At 63.1% G+C, this 26915-nt stretch carries 25 protein-coding genes and 1 tRNA gene; 19 read left to right on the top strand and 7 right to left on the bottom strand.

Going from position 1 to position 26915, the window contains the following annotated elements; translation table 11 throughout:
* Positions 1-18: 18 nt before the first annotated feature.
* Positions 19-95, top strand: a tRNA-Met gene (locus tag EV665_RS26950).
* On the opposite strand, the gene EV665_RS33325 is transcribed toward EV665_RS26950, so the two are convergent.
* The gene (locus EV665_RS33325; protein WP_133036456.1) at positions 52-1707 is read right to left on the bottom strand and encodes a recombinase family protein; all 1656 of its coding nucleotides are present in this window, start codon (positions 1705-1707) and stop codon (positions 52-54) included. The genes EV665_RS26950 and EV665_RS33325 overlap by 44 nt on opposite strands.
* A 503-nt stretch (positions 1708-2210) precedes the next feature.
* Here EV665_RS33325 and EV665_RS26935 point away from each other — a divergent pair.
* Genes EV665_RS26935 through EV665_RS26920 form a run of 4 tightly spaced genes read left to right on the top strand, consistent with a single transcriptional unit; the run spans position 2211 to position 6345 of the window.
* Positions 2211-2516 (top strand): hypothetical protein, encoded by a 306-nt coding sequence (locus tag EV665_RS26935; RefSeq protein ID WP_075657396.1) that lies wholly within the window; start codon positions 2211-2213, stop codon positions 2514-2516.
* Positions 2513-2959, top strand: coding sequence for a PIN domain-containing protein (locus tag EV665_RS26930; RefSeq protein ID WP_133036445.1), 447 nt, complete (start codon positions 2513-2515; stop codon positions 2957-2959). The genes EV665_RS26935 and EV665_RS26930 overlap by 4 nt, the downstream gene beginning before the upstream one ends.
* Positions 2956-4350 carry an SIR2 family protein gene (locus EV665_RS26925; protein ID WP_133036444.1) on the top strand — a complete coding sequence of 465 codons (1395 nt, stop codon included), beginning with the start codon at positions 2956-2958 and terminating at the stop codon, positions 4348-4350. Before EV665_RS26930 ends, EV665_RS26925 begins: the two co-directional genes overlap by 4 nt.
* Positions 4351-6345, top strand: a complete 1995-nt coding sequence (locus EV665_RS26920; RefSeq protein WP_133036443.1) for an ATP-binding protein — start codon at positions 4351-4353, stop codon at positions 6343-6345.
* 281 nt (positions 6346-6626) lie between these two features.
* Here the strand turns inward: EV665_RS26920 and chrA are convergent, their stop codons facing one another.
* From chrA to EV665_RS26890, 6 genes are all read right to left on the bottom strand, one after another.
* A complete protein-coding gene (gene chrA, locus EV665_RS26915) occupies positions 6627-7826 on the bottom strand; it encodes a chromate efflux transporter (protein ID WP_133036442.1) in 1200 nt (399 codons plus the stop codon).
* 66 nt (positions 7827-7892) lie between these two features.
* On the bottom strand, positions 7893-8609 hold the full coding sequence (gene arsH / locus EV665_RS26910) for an arsenical resistance protein ArsH (RefSeq protein ID WP_133036441.1): 717 nt from the start codon (positions 8607-8609) through the stop codon (positions 7893-7895).
* Positions 8609-9664 carry an ACR3 family arsenite efflux transporter gene (gene arsB / locus EV665_RS26905; protein WP_133036440.1) on the bottom strand — a complete coding sequence of 352 codons (1056 nt, stop codon included), beginning with the start codon at positions 9662-9664 and terminating at the stop codon, positions 8609-8611. The genes arsH and arsB overlap by 1 nt, the downstream gene beginning before the upstream one ends.
* A 9-nt stretch (positions 9665-9673) precedes the next feature.
* A complete protein-coding gene (arsC, locus tag EV665_RS26900) occupies positions 9674-10099 on the bottom strand; it encodes an arsenate reductase (glutaredoxin) (protein WP_124084670.1) in 426 nt (141 codons plus the stop codon).
* An 8-nt stretch (positions 10100-10107) separates the two neighbouring features.
* Complete coding sequence (locus EV665_RS26895; protein ID WP_064331682.1) at positions 10108-10635, bottom strand: arsenate reductase ArsC; 528 nt, start codon at positions 10633-10635, stop codon at positions 10108-10110.
* On the bottom strand, positions 10628-10999 hold the full coding sequence (locus EV665_RS26890; RefSeq protein WP_046845536.1) for an ArsR/SmtB family transcription factor: 372 nt from the start codon (positions 10997-10999) through the stop codon (positions 10628-10630). Before EV665_RS26890 ends, EV665_RS26895 begins: the two co-directional genes overlap by 8 nt.
* 205 nt (positions 11000-11204) lie before the next feature.
* Here EV665_RS26890 and EV665_RS26885 point away from each other — a divergent pair, with 205 nt between their 5' ends.
* The 14 genes from EV665_RS26885 (at position 11205) to EV665_RS26815 (ending at position 26764) form a co-directional block, all read left to right on the top strand.
* The gene (locus EV665_RS26885) at positions 11205-12626 is read left to right on the top strand and encodes an IS1182 family transposase (RefSeq protein ID WP_133036439.1); all 1422 of its coding nucleotides are present in this window, start codon (positions 11205-11207) and stop codon (positions 12624-12626) included.
* Positions 12627-12795: 169 nt separating this feature from the next.
* Positions 12796-13758, top strand: a complete 963-nt coding sequence (locus EV665_RS26880; protein WP_133036438.1) for an ArdC family protein — start codon at positions 12796-12798, stop codon at positions 13756-13758.
* On the top strand, positions 13755-14126 hold the full coding sequence (locus EV665_RS26875) for a DUF2958 domain-containing protein (protein ID WP_133036437.1): 372 nt from the start codon (positions 13755-13757) through the stop codon (positions 14124-14126). Before EV665_RS26880 ends, EV665_RS26875 begins: the two co-directional genes overlap by 4 nt.
* Positions 14126-14866, top strand: coding sequence for a hypothetical protein (locus tag EV665_RS26870; RefSeq protein ID WP_133036436.1), 741 nt, complete (start codon positions 14126-14128; stop codon positions 14864-14866). The genes EV665_RS26875 and EV665_RS26870 overlap by 1 nt, the downstream gene beginning before the upstream one ends.
* A complete protein-coding gene (locus EV665_RS32930; protein WP_245507844.1) occupies positions 14863-15537 on the top strand; it encodes a hypothetical protein in 675 nt (224 codons plus the stop codon). Before EV665_RS26870 ends, EV665_RS32930 begins: the two co-directional genes overlap by 4 nt.
* A 104-nt stretch (positions 15538-15641) precedes the next feature.
* A complete protein-coding gene (locus tag EV665_RS26855) occupies positions 15642-17798 on the top strand; it encodes a ParB/RepB/Spo0J family partition protein (protein ID WP_133036435.1) in 2157 nt (718 codons plus the stop codon).
* Between the two features lie 84 nt (positions 17799-17882).
* Positions 17883-18287, top strand: a complete 405-nt coding sequence (locus tag EV665_RS26850; protein ID WP_425376501.1) for a hypothetical protein — start codon at positions 17883-17885, stop codon at positions 18285-18287.
* A 278-nt stretch (positions 18288-18565) separates the two neighbouring features.
* A complete protein-coding gene (locus EV665_RS26845; protein ID WP_133036434.1) occupies positions 18566-18730 on the top strand; it encodes a hypothetical protein in 165 nt (54 codons plus the stop codon).
* Between the two features lie 197 nt (positions 18731-18927).
* Positions 18928-19485, top strand: a complete 558-nt coding sequence (locus EV665_RS26840) for a hypothetical protein (protein WP_133036433.1) — start codon at positions 18928-18930, stop codon at positions 19483-19485.
* 63 nt (positions 19486-19548) lie between these two features.
* Positions 19549-19968 (top strand): hypothetical protein, encoded by a 420-nt coding sequence (locus EV665_RS26835; RefSeq protein WP_133036432.1) that lies wholly within the window; start codon positions 19549-19551, stop codon positions 19966-19968.
* A gap of 66 nt (positions 19969-20034) precedes the next feature.
* Positions 20035-20451: a hypothetical protein gene (locus tag EV665_RS26830; protein WP_133036431.1), complete on the top strand. Its 417-nt coding sequence runs from the start codon at positions 20035-20037 to the stop codon at positions 20449-20451.
* On the top strand, positions 20444-21088 hold the full coding sequence (locus EV665_RS26825; protein ID WP_133036430.1) for an antitoxin of toxin-antitoxin stability system: 645 nt from the start codon (positions 20444-20446) through the stop codon (positions 21086-21088). Before EV665_RS26830 ends, EV665_RS26825 begins: the two co-directional genes overlap by 8 nt.
* Before the next feature lie 283 nt (positions 21089-21371).
* A complete protein-coding gene (locus tag EV665_RS26820; protein WP_133036429.1) occupies positions 21372-25721 on the top strand; it encodes a strawberry notch-like NTP hydrolase domain-containing protein in 4350 nt (1449 codons plus the stop codon).
* Positions 25721-26764 carry a DUF7146 domain-containing protein gene (locus EV665_RS26815; RefSeq protein ID WP_133036428.1) on the top strand — a complete coding sequence of 348 codons (1044 nt, stop codon included), beginning with the start codon at positions 25721-25723 and terminating at the stop codon, positions 26762-26764. The genes EV665_RS26820 and EV665_RS26815 overlap by 1 nt, the downstream gene beginning before the upstream one ends.
* The last annotated feature ends 151 nt before the right edge of the window (positions 26765-26915 follow it).

Genomic DNA, 26915 nt, shown 5'->3' with positions numbered 1-26915 from the left:
TCGGCAAAAACCGGATAACGCGGGGTGGAGCAGCCCGGTAGCTCGTCAGGCTCATAACCTGAAGGCCGCAGGTTCAAATCCTGCCCCCGCAACCATCTTTAATTGCGACCCCGCAGCCTTACCCGCTGCGGGGTTTTGCGTTTGTGTGGCAATCGTCAGGATGCCGGCGAGATCGCCCTGGACATCGATCTCCATCTTGCCGTCCACCGGCGTCAGAACGATCTGGTCCACCAGCGAGCGCAGAATGTCGGCCGCCTCGATCCGCTTCTCTTCCTCTTCGTCCTGCAAGGCTTCGTAGAGCTGCTGGACCCGCTTGCGGTATTGCAACGCCATTGAGGGGTGCAGAAGGGGAGGCGGTTCCTCAGCTTCGGCCAGGAACAAGGCCAGTTCCTTCTTGCGCTGTTCCAGAAGGACCATCTTGGCGTTGATCGCGTCGGCCGCGCCACCCTTGAGGATCAGGTTGAGCAGCGTGTCGAGTTCGCGGTCGATCTTCGCAATCTCGGCCTCGGCCGAAGCGATGCCCGCGCGGCCTTCCATGCGCAGCAGGTTCATCTCCTGCGTGAACACCTCGCAGAAGCGGGCGAACATCTCCGGATCGACGAGCCTGGTGCGCAAGGCGTTCAGCACACGCGATTCCAGTTCCTCGCGACGGATATTGGTCCGGTTATCGCAGGTGCCTTTGTTCCGTGCCGTCGAGCAGCCGATCAGGGCCGCCGAGATCGCCGAATAGCCGCCGCCGCAGCAGGCGCATTTGGTCAGCCCGGAGAACAGGTACTTCGGGCGGCGGCGGTGGTTCATCTTGCGGACGTCGGCGATGCCGCTCTCGTCCCGCTCGGTCCGCATCTCGCCCTGCCGCGTCTTCACGGCGTTCCAGAGGTCGTCGTCGAGGATGCGCAACTCGGGTGCGTCCTGAATGACCCATTCCGTTTCCGGGTTGGGCCGGGCTTGCCGCTTGCCGGTATCCGGATCTTTGACGAAGCGCTGACGGTTCCAGACGATCTTGCCGACATACATCTCGTTGTTGAGGATGCCGTTCCCACGCTTCGGGTTGCCGTTGATCGTGCTGAAACCCCAGTCACCACCGGACGGGGCGGGGATGCCGTCCCGGTTCAGAGCGAAGGCGATGGTCTTAGCCGACTTGCCGGCCGCATAGTCGCGGAAGATGCGGCGTACGACCTCGGCCTGCGCCTCGTTGATCCTGCGGTCGCCGCGGATCGGTTCGCCGTTAGCGTCCAGCTTCTTGACCACGTCATAGCCGTAGGAATTGCCGCCGCCCGACTTGCCCGCCTCGACCCGGCCGCGTTGTCCGCGACGGGTCTTGTCGGCCAGATCCTTCAGAAACAGCGCGTTCATCGTGCCCTTGAGCCCGACATGGAGGTGCGAGACTTCACCCTCGGAGAGGGTGAACATCTTCACGTCCGAATAGGACATGCGCTTGAAGAGGCCCGCTATGTCCTCCTGATCGCGCGAAAGCCGATCCATGGCTTCCGCAAGGATCAGGTCGAAACGACCGCGCGTGGCGTCGGAAATCAGGGCCTGGATGCCGGGGCGCAGCAGAGACGAACCAGAGATTGCGTGATCGGAATACTCCTCGACGATCTGCCAGCCCTGCTTCTCCGCATGAAGGCGGCACATGCGGAACTGGTCGGCAATCGAGGCGTCGCGTTGATTATCGGACGAGTAGCGGGCGTAGATCGCGACCTTCAATGCACCTCTCCTTTCGGCATCAGGAGGTGCGCTTCCCCCGTCGCCTCGTCATCTTGACTTCTTCCGCGTAACATTCCCGTGCCGCCTGCCGCGCCAGAAAGTCGACCAGACGCAAAAGCCGCGGGTCGGGATCGCCCCTTGGAGTAAAGGTCAGTTCCGGCTCGTCGATGAGCAGGGATTCGAGCAGCGCTTCGCGCTCGTCCCTTGTCATCTTCGCCGACGCTTGGATTGATCGTGATGTCATACATCCAAGCATTCACCCAAATACCAGTGTAAGCAATTGATATAACACGCGTATATTGGGCGGCAGAAAGCCTGTTCTCGGCGGCTTCGGTGAAGTCTGGCGTATTCCCTCGTGCCGCAGCATATGGAAAATACTGGCGCAAATGCGCAATATTCTTCTGCATTACCTCACTGCGGGGGGCGGCCCAAGGCATCGCTGACATCCCTTGTTTGCAAGGCCAATATCGGCTATATATCAGGATATAGCACGGAGGCCCGTCATGAGCAATGCGGCACAGAAGAGAGCGATCGAAAATTACCGGGCACGCTTGACGCAGCGTGGCTTCAAGCGCTTCGAGGTCTTAGCACTGGAATCCGACCGCGAGCTAATCCGGTCGCTTGCTCGCCAACTGGCGGAGGAGGGGCCGGAAGCGGAAAAGGCGCGGGCTGCGGTCAAGGCGGCCCTTGTTGCAGGTGAGCCGCCAAAATCCGGTGGCATCCTGTCTGCCCTTCGCCGTTCCCCCCTTGTCGGCGCGGATCTCGATCTGTCGCGTCCACGCGAAGAAGGGCGCCGGGTCGATCTGTGACGCGTTATCTTCTCGACACCAACATCATTAGCAACATTGTCAAACCGCAGCCATCCAAAACCCTTCTGGATTGGATGACCGCGCAGCAGGACGAGGATCTTTTCGTCACTACGTTGACCATCGCTGAGATCCGACGTGGCATTCTGGAAAAGCCGCGTGGGAAAAAGCGCGATGCGCTCGATGCCTGGTTTTCGGGACCGGAGGGGCCACAGGAGCTGTTTGCCGGTCGCATTCTCTCGTTCGATGAAAAAGCTGCCCTCATCTGGGCGCGATTGATGGCGGAAGGGAAGGCGGCAGGTCGTCCACGAAGCGGACTCGATATGATTATCGCCGCGATCGCGGGAGCACACGACTGCGTAGTCGTCACAGATAACGAAAAGGATTTCAGGGGGCTTCAAATCGTCAACCCCTTGCGTCGCGAAGCAGAGGGGGGAGATCGATGACAGCAGGAACGTTTTTGCCAACAGAATATCAGCTTATTGGTCTTACAGAGGGCGGCGGCGTTGGTGATCTGCTGGCTGGTCTCGACAAAAAGCAGGGACGAATTCGGCTTCAGGCCCTGATCTCGGAATGGCTGCGTATGGAAAACGTCGTGGTGATAACCGGGGCGGGAACCTCAGTCTCCGCCGGCGGGAAGACCATGGCGAACCTTGAGGTCGCTGTATTTGATACCATCGAGGCCTTTGCTGATCTGCCCGCGTCGATTACCCCTATTATCAAGGCGCGACAGAAAGCAGTTGTACAGGCGAAGACCGACAAGACGGAGCCTCTGGGCTTCGAGGGGTGGCTTTCGTTTATCGCCAATGCCCTCGTCGTAGGGCAATCCAAGGACGCTCCGTTTTCCGGTGTCATCTGGCCGGGTATGTCAGCACCAAGCCTCAAAGACCTTCAATGGTTCGTCGATCGGTTGCGCATGGCGATCTTCGCTGAATGCGCGTTGTCCTTGCCGGACACCGGGCTTGCGACATCGGCGACCGCGGTCGCCCCTCAGTTGGCTTTCCTTTCAAAGTTGGTCGCGCGCGACAGCAATCTCGGGCGAACTCATCTCTTCACCCTGAATTACGACACGCTCTTCGAGCAGGCGCTGGAATTGCTTGGAGTACAATATTTCGATGGATTCACGGGTCGCGCGGCTGCGCGCTTCGATCCGTCCGTCTATGGGCTCGACATCTATTATCCGGGCGAGGTCGCTGAAGGTCGTGTCCGCCGATTCGACAAGTTCCTGCATTTCTACAAGTTGCATGGCTCGATCCACTGGTTCGAGCACGGCGATGAAATGCGCGCCCGTCATCCCGACCTGACACGTTTCCAGTCCTATGCAGCGAAGAGTCCGGCGGACAAGGCGGCGGCACTCGTGCCACTGGCTGACAAGACGCCCTCGGTAGGCATCCTGCCCACCGCCAACAAGTTCGCGCAGACGCTGACCATGCCCTACGCGCATCTGTTCCGGTCGTTCCAGGTCCGACTCGGCATTCCCCAAACCTTCTTGCTCGTCCTCGGTTATGGGTTCGGGGATGAGCATGTCAGCCGGATCATCGAGAATGCCTTGATGAACCCTTCGCTGGTGATGCTGGTAATCGAACCCAATCCAGAAAGTCCGGTCATTGAACGCATCCGACGCTACAAGGATCTCGGCAAACGCGCCTTCGTTCTCTGCCCCACGACAGATGCTTTCGCTGCCGCGCCTTTCACACTTGCGACGTTCGACGACTTTGCGACCTCGGTGATGCCCGACGTGCAATGGCTCGACGACTTCCTGCGGCTACGGCGTTTCGAGAAACAGATTGCCTCCTCTGAAACGCCAACCGATCCAAACGCCGGCGTGGGGGCTTAGATGGATAATCCCCGGCTTGTCGGCCATATCGTCTCGGTCCAAGGTTTTCGGGTCAAGGTGGAGTTGCTCCCCGAAACCCGTTCGGCGTTACGTGCCACTCTGGATGGCGTTCAGGTCGCGATCGCGATCAATGCTTACCTGACCTTCTCGCTCGGAGCGGGGGAGACCGTCATCGGCATCATCACCGATCTGGAGGCCCGCGAGACCTTCGATCCGAACAGCGGCGATGATCTCAGTCTCGAACTGATGAAGCCGCGCCGCGTCGCCAGCGTACAATTGCTGGGCACCATCGAGCATGCGGACGATGAACCCTCCTTCAGCCCAGGCATTTCCGTTCTGCCGACGCTCGATACGCCGGCCGAGATCGGATCGCCCGACATATTACGGGCGGTCTTCGAGATTCCTCCCCGCCGCAATAAGCCGGAAGGCTACGACGATAAGGACTTCGACTGTGACCTGAGAATAGGCTTTCCGACTGGTCAGGCCCGCAACGTCGTGCGCGCTTCCTACAATGACCTGTTTTCGCGGCCTTTAGCTATCGTAGGCAACACTGGGTCCGGCAAGTCATTCTCCGTATCGAGCCTGATACAGAAAGCCATGAAGGCCCTCGATGGCGCGGCCGAGGAGCCCCATGTCTTCATCCTCGATATCAACGGGGAGTACGGCAAAGCCTTTCCAACAGTTGCAACAGCCGCGCGTTTGCCGGACCGAATCTATCTGAACGGCAGGGAGTTCGGTCTCCCTCTCTGGTTCATGAATGCCGAAGAGATCTGTGCCTGGCTCAGTGCGGCGGAGCAGACACAAGAGCCTGTGCTGAAGGATTGGTGGGCGATCGCCAAGGGCGGCGATGCCGCCGCAGCTGTCAGTATGAACGCGCTCCAAAACGCCATGAGTGCACTCGATCAACTTCTCAGCGAACTGACCAAGATCAAGAAAAAGGCAGCAGGTTCGCATTGTGATGCCGTGACAGGCCATCTAGCAGATACCGACATCGATACTGCAGCCTTCGAGGCGTTGTTCGAGAATCATCGGCTCGTCAACGACTTCAACACCGAGGTCATGAACAACCAAGCTGCAATTGCGGCAGAGGCGGAAAAGCTCAAGGACGCCATCAGAGATAAGATTGTGGGTGGAAACGCGACTGCAGAAGCCGGAGTGCGGACGGCCGACTCTCCGTTGCCAATTAGTCGAGCTACGCTGACCGATCCCTCCCTTATCAACCGCGCGGTATCGAAGGAGGATAGCTTTCGCGTCGACGCCCATCTCACCACACTAAAATTGCGCCTCAAGACCCGTTTGGATGACAAGCGTTGGCGGGCCTTTCTAAACTACGAGGATACCGGTACGAAAATCGAGAATCTGTCAGGCTGGTTCCGGCGCTTCGGGCTTGGTGCGGCAATGGGACCAAACGTTTCAGTTCTCGACCTCTCCATGCTCAGCAACGAGGTTCTGCCCTACGCCTGTGCGATAATCGGCCGTGTGTTGCTGGAAGCGCGTGAGCGCCTGCCGGCGGCTTCGCGCTACAGGAATCCCTGGGTTTTGGTGCTCGAGGAAGCACACAATTATGCTCGTCCAGCCAGATCCGATGAGGATCGGGGACATCGCCTTGCGCGTCTTACTTATGAACGGATCGCCAAGGAGGGGCGTAAATTCGGTCTTTCGCTTATCATCGCCAGCCAGCGGCCGAGCGAGATCAGCCAGACCATCATCAGCCAATGCGCGAACTTCATCAGCCACCGACTTCAGAACCCCGACGATATCGACCATTTCCGCCGGATCATCCCTATGCAAGCGCGGCGACTGTTGGATCAGGTGACTATCCTAGCCTCCGGTGAGGCGATTGTTTTCGGTAGTGCCTTCCATATCCCGACACGCGTACAGTTCGACCGGCCTGATCCGGGTCCGTACAGCCAGACTGCAGCTCCGTTCCATGAATGGTCAAAGAGTAGCACGCCATTTCCCCTCGATACCGTGATTGATGCGTGGGGCACCTGACCGTACATTTCCTCGGGTAATCCAGTGGGCGAGCGGGCAGTCGTGGCAGCACCCTTAGACGATGATCTCCTCGGCATTTGGGGAGGGAAAGCCTTCCCCCTGGCCGGCGCCGGGGTCGCCGGCACACCCCCTTCTGCGGGGAGACCCCCAGGCTGTGCAGAAACTCGCCCTGATGTCGCTGGGCTTGGATCTCGCCGGCTAGCGTTGGCGTGGCGCGACACAATTCAGCATCGTGCTACCTCGGGTTTGACAGAGTGAGCCCGATAGCTTTCGAAACCGCCTTACATCACCAGGCTAAGCGCAGCTCCACCCACGGCCGCCAGCAACACGACGACCCATGGCGGAGCTTTCCAGGCCATCAGCGCCACGAAACAAATCAAGGCCAGTGCGAAATCCGGCATGCCTCCGATCGCACTGGTGAAGACAGGCGAATAAAGCGCAGCGCCGAGAATGCCGACGACGGCGGCATTGGCGCCCTGCATAGCCGACTGCGCCCATGTCGTGCGGCGCAACTGATCCCAGAAGGGTAGCGCCCCGATCAGGATCAGGAAGCCCGGCAGGAAAACTGCGACAAGAGCGATCATCGCGCCGGTCACGCCGTTCGGCGCCGGTCCCATGACTGCCCCGAGCCAGGCGGCAAAGGTAAAGAGCGGTCCCGGCACCGCCTGCGCCACGCCATAGCCCGCGAGAAAGGCGTCATCGGACACCCATCCTGGTGTGACGGTTTCAGCCTGCAACAGCGGCAGCACCACATGGCCGCCACCAAAGACCAGCGAGCCCGAGCGATAGAAGCTGTCCGCAAGCGCCCACCCCTGAGCCTGCCCCGCGAGGATCGGCAGGCCAATCAGCAAGACGGCGAACAGTGCAAAGGCAGTCAGCCCGGCTTTGCGTGAAACCGGCACAGGCAGATGCTCGCCAATCGTGACCTGTCCTTTGCCAAGAGCCAGCCCGGCGAGTGCGCCCAGCAGTATGGCCGCCATCATCCCGATCGCTCCCGGCGCCCAGGCAAGCAGAAGCACGGCCACGACCGCGATCGTGGCGCGCTCCTTATCGGGGCAGAGGTTTTTTGCCATGCCCCACACGGCTTGCGCCACGATGGCGACGGCGACGATCTTGAGACCATGCAGGACGCCAAGCGCTAACGGGCTTTCCAGCCGCGTAGCCGTCATGGCAAGCGCAAGAAGGATCATGGCTGATGGCAGGGTGAAGGCGAGGAAAGCTGCGAACGCGCCGAGCCATCCCGCCCGCGTCAGACCAAGAGCAAAGCCGACCTGGCTGGAAGCCGGACCGGGCAGGAACTGGCACAGCGCCACCAAATCGGCATATGCGCTTTCGCTCAGCCATTTTCGCCGCGTCACCAGTTCGTCCCGGAAATAGCCCAGATGCGCGATCGGTCCGCCGAAGGAGGTGAGCCCCAGCTTCAGGAAGACGCGGAATACCTCGGAGACGCTTCCTTGCGACTGTTGCGGGCTATGATCCATTCAGGAGACCTCGTTGGTTGGGGCATTCTTGCGAGCGATGACGTGCGATCGGCGCGGGATAGATTCTCAGGTTGCAGCCGTCAGATTGACCCGCTGCATCAGGGCCTCGCCGCTCTCCTTGCGCTCGGAATAGCGGTCGGTCAGGTAGGGTGAGACGTCGCGCGTCAGAAGCGTAAACTTCATCAGTTCCTCCATTACGTCGACCACTCGATCATAATAGGAGGACGGTTTCATCCGGCCCGCATCGTCGAACTCCTGAAAGGCCTTGGCGACGGAGGACTGGTTGGGGATCGTCACCATGCGCATCCAGCGGCCGAGCACACGCATCTGGTTGACGGCGTTGAAGCTCTGCGAGCCGCCGGAGACCTGCATCACCGCGAGTGTCCGGCCCTGCGTTGGCCGTACCGCGCCGACCGAAAGGGGAATCCAGTCGATCTGCGCCTTCATCACCGCGCTCATTGCGCCGTGCCGCTCCGGGCTGGTCCAGACCTGGCCTTCCGACCAGAGCGAGAGCTCTCGCAGTTCCTGTACCTTGGGATGATCGACGGGAGCGCCGTCCGGCAGCGGCAGGCCGGACGGATCGAAGATGCGTGTCTCCGCCCCGAAATGTTTCAGCAGACGCTCGGCCTCGAATGTCAGGAAACGGCTGTAGGATCGCTCGCGGAGCGAGCCATAAAGCAGCAGGATACGCGGCGGATGGGTAGAAGGGTCGGTTACGCGCAGCCGACCAAGGCTGGGAGTATCAACGCAGCCGGCATCAAGATTGGGAAGATCATCCGGCATCAACGCTGCTCTTTCGCGAGTTCGGACACCTTGCCGCCACGCTCATACCAGCCTTTGGAGCGGTTCACGATCCAGACGACCGAGAGCATCACCGGCACTTCGATCAGCACCCCGACAACGGTGGCGAGCGCCGCACCCGAGTGAAAACCGAACAGGCTGATGGCGGCGGCAACCGCCAGTTCGAAGAAATTTGACGCGCCGATCAGCGCCGAGGGACCGGCAACGCAATGTTGTTCGCCGGCAAGCCGGTTGAGCAGATAGGCAAGGCCGGAGTTGAAATAGACCTGAATCAGGATCGGCACTGCCAGCAGGCCGATGATGGCCGGCTGCGCGATGATCTGCTCGCCCTGAAATCCGAACAGCAAAACAAGCGTCGCCAGCAAAGCGACGAGAGAAGCCGGGCCGAGCTTTGCAAGCAGCCGGTCAAGCGCTGCCTGCCCGCCACTTGTCAGCATCCGGCGACGGATGATCTGCGCGATGATGACGGGAATGACGATATAGAGGACGACCGACAGGACCAGCGTGCCCCACGGCACGGTGATGGCTGACAGGCCCAGCAGCAGGCCGACAATCGGCGCAAAGGCGACGACCATGATCGCGTCGTTGAGGGCGACCTGGCTCAATGTGAAATGCGGTTCGCCCTTGGTCAGGTTCGACCAGACAAACACCATGGCCGTGCATGGCGCGGCCGCGAGGATTATGAGACCGGCAATGTAGCTGTCGATCTGGTCCGCCGGGAGATAAGGCCGAAACAGCCATCCGATGAACAACCAGCCCAGTAGCGCCATCGAGAACGGTTTTACCGCCCAGTTGATGAACAGCGTTACGCCGATGCCGCGCCAGTGGCGGCCGACCTCGCCAAGGACCGCGAAGTCGATCTTGAGCAGCATAGGGATGACCATCAGCCAGATCAGTACCGCCACCGGCAGGTTGACCTTGGCAATTTCCATCGCGCCGATGGCATGAAATGCGCCCGGCAGAAAATGGCCGAGCGCGATGCCGACGACAATGCACAGTGCGACCCAGAGGGTCAGGTAGCGTTCAAAGGTGGACATGCAATTCCCTCAGGCCGTTGCGACACGCTGGCCGTGTTCGTCGATCACGCGCTCGCCGTCTTCCTTGACGAACGCGCCGCGTTGCGGCGGCAGCAGGTCGAGCACGTCCTCGGACGGTCGGCAGAGCCGGACGCCCTTAGGGCTGACGACGATGGGTCGGTTGATCAGGATAGGATGCGCCATCATGGCATCGAGCAATTGCGCCTCGCTCAGAGCCGGGTCGCCAAGGCCAAGTTCGGCATAAGGCGTGCCTTTCTCACGGAGCAGCTCTCGCGCCGATATACCCATGCGCGCGATAAGCCGAGTCAGCATGTCCCGAGATGGCGGCGTCTTCAGATATTCGATGACATGCGGCTCGACGCCCGCATTGCGGATCATCGCCAAGGTGTTGCGCGAAGTCCCGCAATCCGGGTTGTGATAGATGATGACATCCATGGCTCGCCTCACGCCGCGCTGTTTCTGGGAGACGACGCGCCATCTGATTGGCCGATCTCGGTCAGCTTCGTGCGCAGCGACGCCTTGTCGAGACTAGCAACCGGCAGGGACGTGAAGGCCGAGATGCGGTTCTTCATGTAGCGGAAGGCCGCAACGAAGGCGGCTTCCTTCTGGATATCCGGCCCATCGACGGCGGCAGGGTCTTCGATGCCCCAATGAGCCGTCATCGGCTGGCCAGGCCAGACAGGGCAGGTTTCGCCGGCGGCGTTGTCGCAGACGGTGAACACGAAATCCATAACAGGCGCATCAGGCCCAGCAAACTCTTCCCAACCCTTCGAGCGGAAGCCTTCAGAGGGGTAGTCGAAGCTCTTCAGCACCTTCAGCGCGAAGGGATTGACCGCCCCCTTGGGTTGCGACCCGGCAGAGAAGGCACGAAATCGGCCTTCGCCATCCTTGTTCAGGATGCTTTCCGCGAGGATTGAGCGCGCCGAATTGCCGGTGCAGAGGAACAGGACGTTGAAGATGCGGTCAGTCATGAGTGGCCTCCTTTGCGGTGAGGGTTTGCGGTGAGCAGCAAGGGGAAAAATCGGCGATCAGCGGCGCGCAGATCTCGGGTCGGCCGCCGCAGCAATCCTTGACGAGAAAGCTGGCAAGCGCGCGAACGGCGTCGAGCCTTGCCCGATAAATGATCGACCGGCTATGCCGCTCCGCCTCTATCAGGCTGGCGCGCGTCAGCGTCGCCAGATGTGTGGACATCGTATTGTGGGGGACATCTAACCTGCGGGCGATCTCGCCTGCGGGCAACCCGTCCGGCTCATGCTCCATCAGTAGACGGAACACGTCGAGTCGGGTCGGTTGCGCGAGCGCGGCGAAAGCGAGGATGGCATTATCTGATTCCATGTGTCGAGACTAATCGACATATTGGCGAGAGTCTAGGCAGGGACGATCCGGAGTTTCCACCTGGTCGGGTAGCTGGACAGCGCCGCCGAACAGTGAGGACGGGAAGCCCAAGCGCGCTCAGTAGATATTGCTCGTATTGCCAAGCATTTACTGGGGTTATTCACCTGCGGATGGTACACTTAATTATTTGCGGGACGGGGGCACGATGGGACGCTTTATTGAGGGATATGACCGGAGCCAGCCGTTACTGCTGCCCGCCTGTGTTGAAGATTACGTGTCGCAGGACTCTCTCGTCCGCGTCATTGATGCCTTCGTCGAAACCCTCGATCTCACGGCGCTCGGCTTCGAGCGCACCGTCTCTGCCCCGACAGGACGACCTGGCTATCACCCCGGCGACATGCTGCGGCTCTACATCTGGGGCTACCTGAACCAGTTGCGTTCATCGCGACAATTGGAGCGCGCCTGCCAGCGCGACCTGGAGGCCATCTGGCTGATGCGGCGAATGACCCCGGATTATCGGACCATTGCGGCGTTCCGGCACGACAACCCCGAAGCGATCATCGGCACGGGCGCCGCATTCATCAGCTTCTGTCGCGAGAACGGCTTGGTCACTCCTGGCAAGGTGGCGCTGGACGGAACAAAGATGCGGGCGGTTGCCAGCGCGAAGAATATTGCAGGAGCGGATCGTCTGGCACGCGACATCGCTCATACCGAAACAGAAATCGCCTACTATCTCGACCGCCTCAACATAGCAGATCAACACTCGGCGGGCGCGCGCGATCAGACGGTCAATCGCGCGGCGTTTGCCAGCGCGATCGCGTCACTCGAACGCCGTAAGCAGCGCTTGGAAAAGCGGCAGGCCGAACTTGCTGAGCATGATACCAACGTCGTGGTCTTCGGAGAGCCGGATGCACGACCAATGGGATATGGCCGGGCGCCGAAGTTCCCAGCCTATAATCTCCAGAGTGTCGTCGATATCGAAAGCGGGCTGATCATTCACAACGATGTCGCCAACGAAGCCAACGACAGCCAGTTGCTGCATCCAATGGCGATAGCGGCAAAAGAAGTGCTCGACGTCGACCAGCTCGAAGTGCTGGCGGACGGAGGCTACTCGAACGCGCAGGAAGTCGCGCGTTGCGAACGGGACGGTGTCCGCGTGGCAGCGCCGATCAAGCGCGGGGCCATGAGCGCGCAATACTTCCGCCCCGTGCAATTCGTCCATGACGAGCAGACCGACACGATCCACTGCCCTGCTGGTGAAACCATGTATCCCAAGGGCAAGCATACCCGAAATCGGGCGATCCGTTACAGAACGCCCGCCTGCCAGACTTGCCAGATCAAACAGCAGTGTACGCCGGGATATCAGCGCACCATTCACAGGCTCGTGGATCAGGGCGCGCTCGATCGGATGGAACGTCGGGTTCAGGAGAACCCTGATCTTATGACGATCCGGCGCTGCACGGTCGAGCATCCCTTCGGCACCATCAAGCGAATGTCTGGCGGAGGTCGCTTCCTGACCCGCGGTTTGCGGCGGGTGAAAGCCGAAGCTGCCCTCTCGGTCCTGGCATTCAACATTATCCGCGCTTCGAACGCCTTCGGAACCGGAGCGCTGATGTCGCGGGGCTGAGAACCCCACTCTATTCGGTTTGCGTCATCGCGGCCGCATCGAGTCCTCGCTGAGTTTCTGCACAGCCTGCCCCGCAACGCCCCCTTTAGAGTGAGAGTGCGGACGGGGTTTGCCGTGACGGGTTGAGGGCCGGAGGAGAGTCTTCCGGCGCCCGTCGCGGAGAACCGCGATGTCCAGACATGATCGCAGTGTTCGCACCGGCTCGGACCGGACGAACCTCTATGACGAAATCACCACCAAAATCATCGCCGAGCTGGAGGCCGGTCGCGTGCCGTGGGTGCAGCCCTGGGGCACGTCGGCCGCCAAGGCGCCGCTCGGCCTGCCGAAAAACGCCGCTACCTCCCGCAGCTACAGCGGCATCAACGTGCTCATCCTCTGGGGCGCCGTCATCGAGCACGGCTTTCCCTGCCAGGGCTGGCTCACGTTCCGGCAGGCGCTTTCGCTCGGCGGCCATGTCCGCAAGGGCGAGCGCGGCACAACCGTCGTCTATGCTGACCGTTTCACCCCGGAAGACGAGAAGCGCCGCGCCCGCGAGACCGGCGAGGAAGCGCATGCCATCCCGTTCCTGAAGCGCTTTACGGTTTTCAACGTAGCGCAATGCGACGGGCTGCCCGACGATATCGCTATGGTCGCGCCGCCGCCACCGCCCGGCCTGATCGAGCCGAGGGTCGAAGCGCTCATCAAGGCGACCAACGTCGATTTCCGCATCGGCGGCAACAGGGCCTTCTACGTCCCGTCCCAGGACTATGTGATGGTCCCGCCGCCCCAGGCGTATTTCGAGCCGATCAACTGGCATCGGACGGCGCTGCACGAACTCGGTCACGCCAGCGGCCATCACAGCCGGCTGAACCGTGACCTGACCGGCTCGTTCGGCTCGAAGAGATATGCCTTCGAAGAGCTGATCGCCGAGCAGATTTCGGCCTTTAGCTGCGCCGCGCTCGGCATCGTACCAACGGTGCGCCACGCCGATTACATCGGCAGTTGGCTGGAGGTCATGCGCGAGGATTCCCGCGCCATCGTCCGTGCAGCCTCGCAGGCGAGCAAGGCGGCCGATTGGCTGCTGTCCTTCCTGCCGGAAGACGAGCAGTTTCCTGCCACGCCTGAGACCGCCATCGACAGGAGGGCAGCATGATCCTCCTGACCGACGAGCTGCGCGCTCAGCTTCTAGCCAATGGCCGCCAGCGCGACACCGATCATGTGCCGGTTGTCAAATTCTTCAACCCGCTCGGCGCCGGCGTCTGGCTGGCAACCGAACTTGATGCCGACGGCGATATCCTCTTTGGCCTGGCTGATCTCGGCGAGCCGGAACTTGGCTATTTTTCTCTGGAGGAGATGGCCTCGGTGCGCCTGCCGTTCGGGCTCGGCATCGAGCGCGACATTCTCTTTTCCGGCGACTTTCCGATTTCGGTCTGGGCTGAGGCTGCACGGGAAGCCGGCAGCATCCGCCGCGCCGAACGGATCATCTATGCCGCGGCGCGTGCGCGGCGGGAGGCCGTCTGATGCGCTTTCGCCGCTGGCACAGACCCGAGCCCTATGGTGACACGTCGCGCAAGCGTGCGGCGTTTCTCCGCAAGCAGCGCCTCGAACGCGAGGCGCTGCCGCTCTTCGCCGGAGACATCGCCGCCGGCCAGCACGGCGTCGACGAGGAAATGGCCCGCCGCGCGGTCTGGTGGGACGAGGCCGAACGCGAACACCGGGACCAACGAGCCGTGTGGTGGCGAAAGGGCCGCGCCCGCTTATTCACGCTGCCCGACGGGCTGCGCGCTCGTGTTCGCGAAATCTGGCGGACCTGCCCCTATCCGGCCGATCCGGCGAGCTTTGCCGATTTCCTGCACCAGATTACGGTTGGCAAACTCGATCCGTGGTGTCCGCCATGGCAGTTCCATCCCGAGCGGACCGCGCGGATCACCCGCGATCCGTCGACCTTCGGCGAAGCCTTCCGCCGAATCGGCGGCCGCAAGGCCGGTATCGGCCCGAGCGCGCCGGTCGTGGACGAGTCGCTTTACTGCGGCAATCTCGGCTCCGGCATCCTGTTTCTCCGGTGCCGGCTGCGCCCCGTCGAAGCGGGCGAAAATGTCCACATCGTCGCGAGCCATCACCCCGGCGCCGCCCAGCGGCTCGAAATCGAGGTGCGCGGCGCGTGCTTGGATGCCGAGCTGGCGCTGATCGAGCGCCTGGCGCAAGCGACCGAGACGCGGCCTGTCGTGGTCCAGCGTGTCGTCATGCGAGGCCAGCCATGACCAGGCCGACGAAACGCGGGCACAATGGCGGGCCGTCGCTCGACGAACCCGTCGACCGGCGCTGCGGCCAGTGCAAGCACTGCACCCATTGGGACGCGCCGGCGGAAAACGAACAGCGCGCTTATGAATGGTTCCGTCTCGGCCTTTCTCGCCGCCGCGTGAAGCGCCCGTCCGGCACCTGCGATCGCGTGCTTCTTCCCGGTCGCAAAAGCACCGTGTTCTCGGCTACCTCGGCCGCGTCGCCTGGCAGGGAGCGGAGGAGAACATCCCGCCGCGCTTCCTTCAGGACATGCTCGATCTCGGCCCGTCTGACGACGGAGGGCAGCGTGATGATGCCTCCTGATCGTCTGCGCTCGATGTTGGCGCGCATGGAGGACGCGCTTGCGGATACGCGGCGCAATCTCGCCCTTGCCGAACGCGCACTCAGCAATCGCGCCGAGGGCGAGACGATCCGTCTTCGTCCGAAATCCCGGCACTACCATCGGCGCATGAGCCGGTGGACCGGAGCGGACGAGGCGGAATATCGGCGCGTGCTCGATCGCCTCCCGTTGGTTGCGGGGCCGGATCTCGACCGGCTTCGGCGCAAGATCGACCGGCAGGAGGCGGCGATCATGGCGCTGCGCCGGAAATACCGGGTGAACGCGGAGCGACCGCAGCGCTTCGACTGGTAGTGTCGCGCCCTTGGCCCGGTCGAGAGTGAGAGAAGGGCTGGTGATTTCGTGACGGGTTGGAAGGTCGAGAGAGGGTCTCGGCCGCCCGTCACGGAGAAACCACCATGGCCAAAGCTGCCAGGAAGTCGAAGAAGCCTGCCGTCGCGATGATCGTCTTCTCGCGCTCGCGTGATATTCCCTTCAATCGCATCCGCCTCTCGGACAGCAACGTCCGCGAAACCGACGTCGAGGCCGGTCTCGACGATCTCACTCACGACATCGACCGTCGCGAGGACATCGTGCAAGGCATCAATGTCCGCGCCATCCTCGATGCCGACGGCAACGAGACCGGCGATTTCGAGACCCCGGCCGGCGGTCGGCGCTTCCGGGCGATCGCGCGCCTGGTCGAGGCCGGACGCTTTCCCGCCGATGGCCTCGTTCCCTGCCTCGTCAAGAAGGCCGACGCCAAGTCCTCGGCCGTCGACGACTCGCTCGCGGAAAACATGCTGCGGCTCGGCCTGCATCCGCTCGACCAGTTCCGCGCGTTCAAGCGCATGTTCGACGACGGCATGACGAAGGAGGAAATCGCCGACGCCTATCGCACCACGCCGCGCTACATCACGCAGCGTATGCGCCTGGCTTCGGTCTCGCCGGCACTTCTGGAAGTCTATGCGCGCAACGGCATGCCGCTGGCGATGCTGGAAGCGTTCACCGTCAATCCCGACCATGCCCGCCAGGAACAGGTCTGGGAGGCTGTTCAGCGCTCCTACAATGTCCAGCCCTGGCAGGTCCGCCAGTTCCTCACTGACACCACCGTTCCAACCGATGACAAGCGCGTGCGCTTCGTCGGCGTGGAAGCCTATGAGCAGGCAGGTGGCGCGATGCTGCGCGATCTCTTCTCCGAGAACGACGGCGGCTGGCTCGAGGATGTGGGGCTTCTCGACCGGCTGGTCTCGGAAAAGCTGAAGGCGATCGCCGATGACGTAGCGGCTGAAGGCTGGAAGTGGATCGCTGTCGAAACCAGCCATCCCTACGGATACGACAACGGCCTTCGTGAAATCACCGGCAGCTTCGCCGATCTCACCGATGAGGAGCGCGCCGCGCGCGATGCACTCCGCAACGAGTACGACGATCTCGAATCGGAATATTCGGAACATGACGAGCTGCCGGAGGAAATCGATCGGCGCCTCGGCGAGATCGAGGCCGCTCTGGAGGACTTCGAAAAGCGTCCCGTCATCTATGATCCTGCCGAGATCGCCCGCGCCGGCGTCTTCATCAGCATCGACCGTGACGGTGAGCCTGTCATCGAGCGCGGCTATGTCCGGCCCGAGGACGAGCCGGTGGCCGACGCCGGGGACGCCGAGAATGAAAACGCCGTCACCACCGCTGGAAATGACAGTGCGGTGCAGCGCGCCGTCATCACCATCGGCGGCCAGCCGGCCGAACCCGAAGAGGACGATGACGACGATGGCGTCAAGCCGCTGCCGGAGCGACTGGTCATCGAACTGACCGCCCATCGCACCGTCGCGCTTCAGGACGCGCTCGCCAATAATCCGCATGTCGCGATGACGGCGCTGCTCCACCGCATGGTGATGGAGCGCTATCATTACTCCGCGCCCACCGGATGCCTGGAAGTCTCCGTTCGCCACAGGTATCTGTCTTCGCAGGGCTCCGATCTCGCCGACAGCCAGTCGGCCAAGGCGATCGACGAGCGCTTCGACGCCTGGAAGGCTGATCTGCCGTCAGACGAAGCGGCACTCTGGGACTGGATCGCTGCGCTTGACGAGGCGAGCCGCATGGCGCTTCTCGCCCATTGCGTCAGCTACGGTGTCAATGCGCTTTACGAGCGCCCGAACATCCATAGCGCTTCCGGCATCTCACAGCATGGCCTCGATCGTCGTCTTGCCGGGGCCGACCGGATTGCTCGCGCCACCGGCTTCGACATGGTGGTCGATGCGGGATGGCGGCCCACGGTCGAGAACTATCTGGGTCGCGTGACCAAGACCCAGATCCTCGCGGCAGTGCGTGAGGGTGCTGGCGAACGGGCGGCCCAGCTCATCGACCATCTGAAAAAGGGCGACATGGCCAAGGAAGCCCAGCGCCTCCTGGCCGACACCGGCTGGCTGCCCGAACCGCTGCGCCTGGTCGATCTCGACGGTGACGCCGCCGACACCGATGGCGAGGTCGAGGCTTTGCCCGACTTCCTCGCCGGTGACGGTGACGACGAGAAAGCCGCGGCTGAAGACGAAAAAGACCGGCAGCACCTCGTCGCTGCGGAATGACTTCGTGCGGGGCGGCGCAGGCCGCCCCGTATCGTTCTTCAACTCGCCCGGCCATCGCGCCGGGCATTTTTTATGGAGGTCGTCATGGCTGACCACATCGACATCGACTTCATCTTTCGGGCTGACCGCGAAAATTCACCGGCTGAGCGGTCGCTGCCCTGGGAGGAGACGCGCGACGGTGATGCCGTCGTCGTCGAGCCCAAGCCGCATTGGGCGGACGATTTGCGGGCCTTCCGCCTCGATGCCCGCGAATATTGCTACTATGCAGACTGGAGCCGGTCCGGTGCGCGCGCCCGGTTCTATGGCCATATCGATACCTGTGGCGATGACCTGCTGCTGAAGGCCCGCGCCCCGATAGTCCGCGAGATCGCCGAGGGGCATTGGAGCTCCATCATCCCGGTCGAGTTTCGGTTTCGCCAGCATCCGCCATCCTTGCGCTACCGTGTGGGGCTGATTTCCGTCTCCGGCCTGAAACACCAATCCGGTTGAGACCGGCATGGAGGAAGGGCTGGAGCGGCGCGGTATCTGCGACGGGATTTGGGCATCCTGTCAGAGGCAGAACACCACCCCGCTTCCATTCGCTGACCTTGGTCTGAGCCGTCTCCTTGTCAATCAACCCTCGAAGGGTCGGCTTACGCGAGCGTGCCGCCCTCGCGGATTCGGGACATGCCCGAACGCGCGAGGGTGATTGCAGATCCGTTCAGACACTTCGGGCGCCTGTCGCGCGGGGGATAGTCCCCCGCCTCCAGAGACAGGAGCCGGAACCCATGTCCTACGCAGATGCCACCGCCTTCGCCGCCAGCCTCGCCACCACGCTGATGGTCTCGATCGTCGTGTTCCAGGCCGGAGACGGAACCCACGGCGCCATGTCCGCCGACGAATTCGACGGCGACGACGAGATGGTGAAACTGGAACTCGACCCATGGAGCTGAGGCGCGCAAGCGCCTCTTTCCCGACGGCCCGGAACGCTCAGGAGGCGTCCGGGCCTTCCGCCTTGCGATGGTCGGCCCATCGCCGGAAACGGCGCCAAGGCGGTCGCCTTCGGCAAGAGAGGAAGAGGACGGGCCTTTGGCCGTGACGGGTTGGATGCTGAGAGAAGGCTCTCAGCGCCCGTCGCGGAGAGATCCCGATGACCCATGCCAGCCAACCCAACTGCGCCCCGATCGGGCGGATTCTCGCCGATCGGGTGCTGCCCGGATTTCAGCGGACGCAGAAGCTGCCGCTGCGCATCTCCTGTCTCGGCACAGTCAGCTATGCCGGAGCCACCGATGCCGATTATCGCGATCGAAGCGTCTCGCTTGGCGAAGCTGCATCGCCGGAAGCCGCCATCGCTCTTGCCGCGCTTCGCGTTTCACGCGGCAACCTCGGCCCCGGCGAAGACACCGCATTGCGCTTCGAGCCGCGCCTGATCGTCATTCAGGACAGCGCGCTCGGCCTGGTTCTCGCCGGCGAAATCCGTGCCGGGATCATCCTCTGGCAGCAGCCGGTTGCCAACGACAGCGAGGCCCGTCGTATCGTCATCGAAGCCAGCCGAAAGCGCGGCATGGCCTTCGCTGCCTCAGGCCGGGGCGATCATGCGGCGGCCCGCGTCCTGCGATTCGGAGCGGCGTTGCTGGAAGCGCGGTTGATCGATCCGCTTTGGCGCGAGACCGCCGCCGAGCTGCTCCGGCTGCCGCAGGCGGCCTGATGCCATTTCCTTCCTTCAATCAGCTCGGCCTCGCGCCGGGCTTTGTCGTTTCAGGAGGCTGACATGCCCAACTTCACGATCGAAACGAGCTACCATTTGCCTGCCTACCGGCATCGAACCTATTCCGCGAAAACCGTCGCGGAGGCTTGCCGGCTCGCTATCGACGACGACAACTGGGATGGCGAAAAGCTGAGCTACGAGAGCGCTGGAGAGACCTTCGTCTCCGGCATCTGGCAGGGTCGCGACGCCGCCTACGCTGGATCACCAATTGCGATTCCATCCCAGTTCGGAAAAGCGATCGAACGCAAGGCGCAGCACTTCGAAATCCTTCTCGGCCTTCTGAAGCTGCTGCTCGCGGATGTGCAGAGCGCGCGTGCGTCGTCGGACGAATGGATTGGCCGCGCCGCCTGGGCCGTCGCACGCGGAGAGGCAATCATTGCCGGCGCCCGCGATCCTGACGGCCAACACGGGCCAGCGGCCTGACCCGATCACCCACTTCCTTCAATCGGCCCGGCCGCGCGCCAGGCTTTGTCGTTTCAGGAGCCCGACATGGCCAACTACTTCACCCATTTTTCCTGCCTGCTCGACGTCGGGACGCCCGACAACGCCGCTCGCGCCCTCGATCTCTACAATCAGCTTTCCGAAGAAGGCGCTTCGGAAGAGCCGCCGTCCGACGGTTTCCTCCTGTCGATCCAGCCCGAGCATGGCAGCACGAAACTCTGGATGCGCGTTGACATCACCGGCGACCCGGAGCGCCTGATTCAGTTTGTGAAGCGTTGCGCCGCGGAATTCGGACTGACCGGCCGCTGGGGGTTTCAGTATGCCAACGCCTGCTCGAAGCCGCGCGTCGACGGCTTCGGCGGCGGCGCTCATGTGCTCGATCTCGCTACAGGGGAAACCGTCGCCTGGACCTATACCGACGGCTGGCTTGCCGAAGTGCTGGATGGGGGTGATCCCGATGCCTGAGATCATCGAAACCACGGTCTATCGGCTCGACGAGCTTTCCGATGCCGCGAAGGACAAGGCCCGCGCCTGGTATCGCGAAGGCGGCTTCGACTACGACTGGTACGATTCTGTTTATGAGGATTTCCAGCAGATCGCGGAAATCCTCGGAATCCGCTTCAAGACCCGCACCGTCCGCCTCATGGGCGGCGGCACACGTCAGGAGCCTCGTATCGCCTTTACGGGGTTCTGGTCTCAGGGCGATGGCGCATCGTTCGAATGCTATTATTCCTATAGGAGGAATGCTCCAGCCGAGATTCGATCGTATGCGCCGATGGACACGAAGCTGCATGAGATCGCCGATACCTTGCTGGCGATCCAACGCCGCAACTTCTACCAGCTTCGCGCCGAGGTCAGCCATCGCGGTCATTATTATCACGAGTATTGCATGTCGATCTCGGTCGAGCGCAACAGTCCGACGTATCAGGACATGACCACCGATGCCGAGGAGATCGTCACCGAGGCGCTGCGCGATCTGGCCCGCTGGCTCTATCGGCAGTTGGAGCGCGAATACGATTACCTGTCATCGGACGGGGCGGTCGATGAGACGATTGTCGCCAACGAATACACCTTTACCGAAACAGGCCGCAGGTTTGGCTGATGCCACTTGAGCGCCCCGTCTTCAGGCGGGGCGCTCTTGTTATGTTTGCAATGGTCCGCTCAGCGAACAGGGCCGGCCACGCTACCACTCACCCTTCCGCCCATCTAAAGTCGTCGCCGCGACGAGGTGAAGCCTGAGCACCGTGGGCCGCTATCGGCGGCTTTCGGCGATTTTGGCCGATGGCATGAGAGTGAGAGCGAGGCCGGGACGGATGTGAGCCTGTGCGGTCGAGAGAGAGCGCTGCGCGGGCTCGATTCTGTCCCGCTCTCCCGAGGCTTCTTCCATGAATATGATTTCCACGCCTGCGGCGGCATCCGCCACCGCGCCGCTTTCGCTTGTCCCTGACACCGACATCCCTGCCGCCGTCTTCGCCGCGGCGCAGCTCCTCCTGCCTCACCTCGAACGCGGTCAGCGCATCGATGCCGCCATACTGCGCGGGGCGATGGAATCTGCCTTCGGTGCTTCCGATGCGACCGGCGCCTGGAACTGGAAAACGGCCTATGACGCCTGCGAGGCCGCGACCGTTCTTTTCCTGCGCAAATACGGCAAGGCGCTTTTCCGTAAATCCGCATCTCCGGCGACGGTCCTGCCGCAGCTTGCCAAGATCGCTGGCCTGCTGCCGACGCATACGCGCCGCTCGGAGGAAGCCCAGTCCTTCCAGCAATTCTCGACTCCGATCCCGCTCTGCCTCGCGGCCGTGACGGCGGCGGCCATCACCTCGGCCGACCGTGTGCTGGAGCCGTCGGCCGGGACCGGGCTCCTCGCCATCCTGGCCGAGATCGCCGGCGGCGCGCTCGTTCTCAACGAGCTTGCGGAAACCCGCGCCGTCCTCCTGTCTCTTCTCTTTCCGGCCCTGTCCATCTCCCGCTTCGACGCGGCGCAGATCGACGATCATCTCGACACCGGCATTCTGCCGTCCGTCGTGCTGATGAACCCGCCATTCTCGGTCATGGCGAATGTTGAAGGCCGGATGGCCGATGCCGCTTTCCGCCATGTCGCCTCGGCGCTCTCGCGTCTCGCTCCCGGCGGCCGTCTCGTCACCATCACCGGCGCGAATTTCGCTCCCGACGCTCCTGCCTGGTCAACAGCCTATGGTCGGCTCCAGGAACGTGGTCGCGTCGTCTTTTCCGCAGCGATCGACGGCTCGGTCTATGCGAAGCACGGCACGACCTTTCCGACCCGGCTGACCGTCATCGACAAGCTGCCGGCTGAAGATCCATCCGTGTTCCCCGCTGCGCCCGGCGTCGCGCCGGATGTGGCCACTCTGCTCGGATGGCTGGCCGAGCACCTCCCGGCGCGCCTGTCGGTCGATCCGGCCGTCTCCGTGCCTGTGGTCGCGCCTCGCACCGTTCGCGCCTATGTCAACCGGGCGGCCAGGGCCGCGCCCGCCATGGCGCATGCCGAGCCGGAAGGCGCTCCGCTCGCCTATGATACCATCGACTGGAAGCCGGCGGATGCCGGTCGCCTTTCCGATGCGATCTATGAGGAATACGGGCTTCAGACCATCCGGATTTCCGGGGCTCAGGCCCATCCGACCCAGCTCGTGCAATCGGCGGCCATGGCGAGCGTCGCCCCGCCGAAGCCGAGCTATCGCCCGACGCTGCCGGCGAACGTCGTCGATCTCCTGTCCGATGCCCAGCTCGAAACGGTGATCTATGCCGGCGAGGCGCATTCGGATTTCCTCGCCGGTGCGTGGACGGTCGACGACACCCTCGACAAGCTGACCGCTGCGTCCGAGGATGCCAAGGACGCCGTCCGGCTACGCCAGGGCTTCATGATCGGCGACGGCACCGGCGTCGGCAAAGGCCGGGAGTCGGCTGCGATCATCCTCGACAACTGGCTCCAGGGACGCCGTAAAGCCGTCTGGATCTCGAAGTCGGACAAGCTGATCGAGGACGCTCAACGCGACTGGAGCGCGCTCGGCATGGAGCGCCTGCTGGTCACGCCGTTGTCGCGGTTCCCGCAGGGCAAGCCGATCACTCTGAGCGAGGGCATCCTATTTTTAACCTATGCCACGCTGCGCTCCGACGACCGCGGAGAGAGGGTTTCCAGGGTCAGGCAAATCGTCGAATGGTTTGGCTCCGACTTCGATGGAGTGATCATTTTCGACGAGGCGCATGCCATGCAGAACGCCGCTGGGGGCAAGGGAGAACGCGGTGACGTCGCAGCATCGCAGCAGGGCCGCGCCGGCCTGCGCCTCCAGCACGCGCTTCCGAATGCCCGCGTCGTCTATGTCTCCGCCACCGGCGCGACCACCGTTCACAATCTCGCCTATGCCCAGCGGCTCGGCCTGTGGGGCGGCGAGGATTTCCCCTTCGCCACCCGCGCCGAGTTCGTCGAGGCGATCGAGGCCGGCGGCGTGGCGGCGATGGAGGTGCTCGCCCGCGACCTGCGCGCGCTCGGCCTCTACACCGCCCGTTCGCTCTCCTTCGCCGGCGTCGAATACGAGCTCATCGAGCACGAACTGACGCCTCAGCAGGTTCGCATTTACGACGCCTATGCCGGCGCCTTTGCCATCATCCATAACAATCTCGATGCGGCGATGCAGGCCGCCAACATCACTGGCGGCGGCGAAGGCGGTTCGGGCACGCTCAACAAGCAGGCGAAATCCGCCGCCCGCTCGGCCTTCGAGAGCGCCAAGCAGCGCTTCTTCGGCCACTTGTTGACGAGCATGAAGACGCCGACCCTGCTTCGCTCGATCGCCGCCGATCTGGAGGCGGGCCATTCGGCCGTCATCCAGATCGTCTCGACTGGCGAGGCCCTGATGGAACGGCGGCTGGCGGAGCTGCCGACCGAGGAATGGAACGACGTCCGCGTGGACATCACGCCGCGCGAGTATGTCCTCGACTACCTCGCCCATTCCTTCCCGATCCAGCTCTACGAGCCGTTCACCGACAGCGAGGGCAACCTGTCGTCGCGTCCGGTCTATCGGGACGGTCAGCCGGTCGAAAGCCGTGAGGCGGTCGCGCGCCGCGATGGGTTGATCGCCAAGCTCGCCAGCCTGCCGCCGGTTCCTGGCGCGCTGGACCAGCTCATCCAGCATTTTGGCACCGACACGGTGGCCGAGGTGACGGGCCGGTCTCGCCGCATCGTCCGCAAGCGCGGCAGCAGCATCACCATTGACCGGCTTGTGGTCGAGACGCGCACCGGAGCGGCCAATCTCGCCGAGACGCAAGCCTTCATGGACGACCAGAAACGCGTGCTCGTCTTCTCGGACGCCGGCGGCACAGGGCGCAGCTATCATGCCGAGAAGTCTGCGAAGAATACGCGCCTGCGCGTGCACTACCTGCTCGAGGCGGGCTGGAAGGCGGACACCGCCATTCAGGGCCTCGGCCGGACGCACCGCACCAACCAGGCGCAGCCGCCGCTCTTCCGGCCGATCTCGACCAATGTAAAGGCTGAAAAGCGCTTTCTCAGCACCATCGCCCGCCGTCTCGACACGCTGGGCGCGATCACGCGCGGCCAGCGTCAGACCGGCGGTCAAGGGCTGTTCCGCCCCGAGGACAATCTGGAAAGCCACTACGCCCGCGACGCACTCCGCCAGCTCTACATGCTGCTGGTGCGCGGCAAGGTCGAGGGGTGCTCGCTCGACCGCTTCGAGTCCGCCACCGGCCTGAAGCTGATGGACTCGACCGGCATCAAGGACGAGCTACCGCCGATCACGACGTTCCTCAACCGGCTGCTCGCGCTCACCATCGAGCTTCAGGGCATCCTCTTCGCGGCCTTCGAACAGCTCCTGACCGCCCGCATCGAGGGCGCGATCGCTTCGGGCACCTATGACGCCGGGCTGGAGACGCTGAGTGCCGAAAGCTTCGTCGTCACCGATCGCCAGACGATCTATACGCATCCCCGCACCGGCGCGGAAACCAGTCTGCTCACGATCAACGAGCGCAAGCGCAACCGTCCGGTGACGCTCGAAGCCGCTCTCGCCGAACTCGACGATCCGCGCGCAAAGCTGCTCGTCAACGAGCGCTCCGGCCGCGCCGCCGTTCAGATCCCCGCCAGCAGCATCATGCTCGACGATGGCGAGGTCGAGCGTCGTGTCCGCCTGATCCGGCCGACCGAGGCGCACAACATCCCGGTGCGCTTGATGGCCGAGACCCATTGGGTCGAAACTGACGGGGAGACCTTTGCGGCGGCATGGAAGACCGAGATTGCCGACGTGCCCGAGTTCACCGATGCGACGCTCCACATGGTCACAGGCTTGCTTCTGCCCATCTGGAAGCGGCTGCCGAACGACTCGACGCGAGTGTATCGCCTTCAGACCGACGAGGGCGAGCGCATCATTGGCCGCAAGGTCTCGCCGGCCTGGGCCGCGAACGCGACCACGGCTGGCGCTTCTGCGATTACGCCGGACGATGCCTTCACCGCTCTGATGGACGGCCGCACTATCCTCGACCTCGCCGAGGGTCTTCAGCTTCGCCGCGTTCGCGTCATGGGCGCGAACCGCATCGAGCTGTCCGGCTTCGACGACACGATGCGCGAGCGCCTCACGGCCTACGGCCTGTTCCACGAGATCATCTCGTGGAAGCTGCGCATGTTCGTGCCGACCGATGCCAATGGCCCCGCGGTTCTCGGCAAGTTGCTCGACCGCTGGCCGGTGGAGCGCATCGGCGAGAAGGAGGCTGCGTGATGGCCCGTCACGATGCTTCCGAACTGGCATCCCGTCTCGGCCGGAACGCCGAGGCGGTTTGCCGACACTACCTGTCGTCCGGCCACCGTGCCGGACGATACTGGGTCGTCGGGGATGTTCAGAACAGGCCCGGCCGCTCGATGTTCGTGCGGTTGACCGGGCCGGAATCTGGCAAGGGTCCTGCCGGAAAATGGACCGACGCATCAACGGGGGAACACGGCGATCTGCTCGACGTCATCCGCGAGACGCTCGGCCTCATCGACTTCAAGGACGTGGCCGATGAAGCGCGCCGTTTCCTCGCTCTCCCGCATCCCGAACCGGAGAGGACGAGGACACCGACCGGCAGGACGTCGAGCATCGCTGTCGGTTCGCCTGAAGCATCGCGGCGGCTCTTCGCCATGTCGCAGCCGATCGGCGGCACACTCGCGGAAATCTACCTCAACGGGCGGGCGATCACCTCTCTCTTCGGGACCGCTGCGCTGCGCTACCATCCGCGGTGCTACTACAAGGCCGATGAGCATTCGCCCACCGAGATCTGGCCGGCGATCGTCGCTTCCGTCACCGATCTTCACGGCATCCAGACCGGCGCACACCGCACCTGGCTCGCCCCGGACGGTTCGGGCAAGGCGCCGGTCGAGTCACCGCGGCGGGCGATGGGCGACCTTCTCGGGCATGGCGTCCGCTTCGGTGTTGCCGGTGAGGTGCTCGCGGCCGGCGAAGGCATCGAGACCGTGCTGTCGCCCCGTCAGGTTCTGCCCCACATGCCGATGATGGCCGCGCTCTCAGCGGCTCACCTCGCTGCCATCCTGTTCCCGGCGACGCTGCGCAGGCTCTATGTCCTCCGGGATCGCGACCCGGCCGGGGACGACGCAAGAGACAGCCTGGTCGCCAGAGCAAGGAGCGTCGGAATCGAGGCGATTTCGGTGTCACCGATGCGCGAAGACTTCAACGAAGATGTGCGCTGGCGCGGCATCGACGCCCTCCGGGCGACCTTGATGGAGCAGCTTCATCCCGATGACGTCCACCGTTTCGTGGAAGGGTGAGGAGATCGGTGGGGACAAGGCGCGGTCGAGTCGTCTTCACCTGCCGTCTCCATTCATCATCGCGAACATCCTTTGAAGTCGGAGAGAGCGGCGCCCACGGCCTTCTGAGAGGGCGATCGGCCCACAAACGGCCCGGACAGGCAATGGCCGC

This window comes from Shinella granuli (assembly GCF_004341885.1).
GTDB lineage: Bacteria > Pseudomonadota > Alphaproteobacteria > Rhizobiales > Rhizobiaceae > Shinella > Shinella granuli.
This window is presented reverse-complemented; position numbering and strand designations above follow the sequence as displayed.